Source organism: Streptomyces sp. PA03-6a (genome assembly GCF_033792765.1).
GTDB lineage: Bacteria > Actinomycetota > Actinomycetes > Streptomycetales > Streptomycetaceae > Actinacidiphila.
Genome location: NZ_JARAVK010000481.1, coordinates 1 through 3235, shown reverse-complemented (window position 1 = coordinate 3235; position 3235 = coordinate 1). Strand labels below are relative to the sequence as shown.

At 75.6% G+C, this 3235-nt stretch carries 1 protein-coding gene and 1 pseudogene; both read left to right on the top strand.

Annotation, left to right across the window (positions count from 1 at the left end):
- Window positions 1-2146: FtsX-like permease family protein (locus tag PV350_RS45765; RefSeq protein WP_500339213.1), on the top strand; the 2146-nt coding region annotated here is incomplete at its 5' end.
- A 1-nt stretch (window position 2147) separates the two neighbouring features.
- Window positions 2148-3235, top strand: a pseudogene (locus tag PV350_RS45760) (ABC transporter permease); the annotation flags it as partial.

The window sequence follows — 3235 nt, the reverse complement described above, 5'->3', positions numbered from 1 at the left end:
GCTCGCCTGCGGCGTCGCCGTGGCCTCGCCGGCGCTGCGCCGCACGGGCACCTACTCCATCGAGCGGCAGGCACGGACCCGCAAGGGCGCACTGCCGGGTGCCGTGCAGGCGGGCACCGACCTCGCGCTACTGCTCGTGGCGGGACTGGGCTACTGGCAGCTGTCCCGGCGCGAGGGCGGGACGGGCGCGCTGTCCACCGACACCGCGGGGAAGCTCGGACTCGATCCGGTGCTCATCGTGGCCCCCGCGATCTGCCTGCTGGCGGGCGCGGTGCTCGCGCTGCGTCTGCTGCCGCCGGCCGCCCGCCTCGGGGAGCGGCTGGCCGCCGGTTCCCGCGGCCTGCCGACCGCGCTGGCCGGCTGGCAGCTGGCCCGGCGGAGCGGCCGCGGCGCCGGCCCGGCCCTGCTGCTGGTCCTCGCGGTGTCGATCAGCATGTTCGCGATCGGCGAGAACGCGAGCTGGGAGCGGTCCCAGCGCGACCAGGCCGACTTCATGGCGGGCGCTGACGTCCGCGTCGCCGGTACCTCCACGCAGCCCTTCGGACAGGGCGGCGTCTACGACCACATACCCGGGATCGCCGCGGTGACCCCGGCGAGCCGCAGCACGGTGCCGCTGCCCAGGAACCGCGAGGCGACGGTGCTGGCGCTGGACACCACCGTGGCCTCCCGGGTGACCGGTCTGCGCGACGACCTCACCGACCGGCCGTTCCCGGACCTGCTGCGCTCCCTGCGTCCCACGGAGGGCGCCGCCTCGCGGGGCGCCGGGTTCACGCTGCCGGACGATGCGGCACGGCTCCGTCTGACCGTCCGCCTGCAGGCCCGGGACGCCCGCGGCCGCGCGAGGACGAGCGAGATCGGCGACCGGCTGTCGGCGACCTTCACCGACCGCTACGGCGTCCCCTACTCCATCGCCCTGGGCGAGGTCCCCGCCGACGACCGACCCCACGTCCTGGAGGCGGACTTCGGCGCCGAGGCGGGCCGGGCCGTCGGCACCGGCCCGGCCGGGCCGCTGCGCCTGACCGGGATCAAGGCCGGCTTCTCCGTGCCCCGGTCGTCCGAACACCACCGCCTGTCCGTCACAGCCCTGCAGGCGGTGGCCGCCGGCGGCGCCACGCATGCCGTACCCGTACCGGCCCGCTCCGCCTGGCAGGCCCACGCCCTCATGGGCAACCGGGACTTCACCGAGGACCCCGATCGCGGCTTCGTCTCCACGCGGGCCGGCAGTCCGCGCTCCGGCGGGGGCACACCGCTGACCGTCGAGTACGACACCGGTCAGATGCTCCTCGAGGGGTACGTGCCGAGCGGCTTCGACCAGGCGACCGTGATCGTGACCTCGGGACCGAAGGCTCCGGCCGCGCTGACAGGGGTCGCCACCGACTCCTTCCTGCGGGCGGTCGGCGCGACGGTGGGCGACCCGGTGCGGATCCAGCTGGCCGGCGCGACCGTGCCGGTCCGCGTCTCCGCCGCCGTGCGCGCCCTGCCCACCGTCGTGCCCAGGACCGACGGCACCGACGGCGGGGCGCTGCTGCTGGACCTGCGCTCCGTCAACACCCTGTTGAGCGGGACCGACCAGGGCTCCCTGGCACCCGGCGAGTGGTGGCTGGCGGCCGAGCCCGGCGCGACCGCCCGCGTCGCTTCGGTGCTGCGGGCCCGCGGCGACATCACCTCGCTCCTGGTGCGCGACGAGCAGCGGGCCGAGCTGCAACGCGATCCGCTCGGCGCCGGGCCGGTGTCCGCGCTGCCCGCCGCCGTGGTGACCGCCGCGGTGCTGGCCGCGCTCGGCTACGTCGTCGCGGCGGCCGGAGCGCTGCGCGAACGCTCCCAGGAATTCGCGATGCTACGGGCGCTGGGCACCCCGCGCCGCTGGCTCGCCCGGGTGATCGCCGCCGAGCAGGGCCTGCTGGTCCTGGTCGCGGTGGGCGTCGGCGCCGTACTCGGCGGACTGCTGACCCGGCAGGTCGTCCCCCTGATCGTCCTGACGGCCCGCGCGCAGAGCCCGGTCCCCGAGGTCCGGGTGGAACTGCCGTCCGGCCCGCTGGCCGTGCTGCTGATCACCGTCACCGTGCTGCCCCTGCTCGGCGTCATGCTGACGGCGTGGCGGTCCGCCGACCCGGCCCAGGCGCTGCGGCGCCAAGGAGGTGAATGACGTGGCCGAGCCCCGTTCCCCGCGCAGCGGTGACGTCTCCTGGATCCGCGCCCGGCTGCGCACCGCCCCCGGCGGGACACTCGCCCTGGCCGCGCTGGTGTTCGTCACGGCGTTCCTGGCGGCCGCGCTGCCGCGGGCCGTCGAGGGCTACGAGGACACCGCGCTGCGTGACACCGTGTCACACGCCTCGACACCGAACCGCAGCGTCACGATGTCGCTCCAGGTCTCCCAGCTGTCCGTCCCCTTCGGCCCCGAGGCGCTGCTCACCCCGCGGTCGCTGAAGGCGACGGAGGCGCAGTTCCAGCGTCTCGTGCGGCCTCCGCTGGCGCTGGACGCGGACCGGACCGTGTACGGCGTGCGTTCCGTGGAAACGGTCGCCACCGACCCCGGACTGCCCCGGTTCCCCGCGGTGGACCCGCTCCCCCCGAAGAGCACCCTGGTGGCGCAGCCCGACCTCGCGGCGAACACCCGGCTCCTCGAGGGGCGTCTGCCCCGGCCCGGCGCCGACGCCCACAGCGTCGAAGCGGTGATCACCGACCGCACCGCCAAGGTGACGAAACTGCGCACCGGTTCGGCCTTCCACCTCCAGGACGCGGTCGGATCCGTCGTGACCGTCCGGGTCACCGGTATCGTCACGCCGCGCTCACCTGGCGCCGTCTGGTGGAACGCGGAGTCCGACCTGCGCAGGCCCAGCCTGCGCTCGCTGCCCAGCCCGGGCGACGATCCCTTCCGCTACTGGCACTTCGCCGCGCTCATCGACCAGAACGCCACCAAGGCCCTGCTGAGTCTGCAGGACGGCGCGCTGGCCTACTGGCACCACCCCGCGGACGTCGACGCTCTCACCGCGCAGGACGTCCCCGCGCTGCGCGACCGGCTGTCCGCGCTGACGGCGGGCCCTGCCGCGGCGCAGTTGCAGACCCGGCAGCGCGGCCTGCGTGTCGAGGAGCAGGGGCTGGGCGAACTTCTGGGCCCCTTCGTCGCGGAGCGTAGGGCTGCGCAGCCGCTGGTCCTGGTCGCCGCTGTGGGTGTGGGTACCGTCGGCGCCGTCGTGCTGCTGATGGCGGCGGGTCTGTCGGCGGCCCGGCGCAG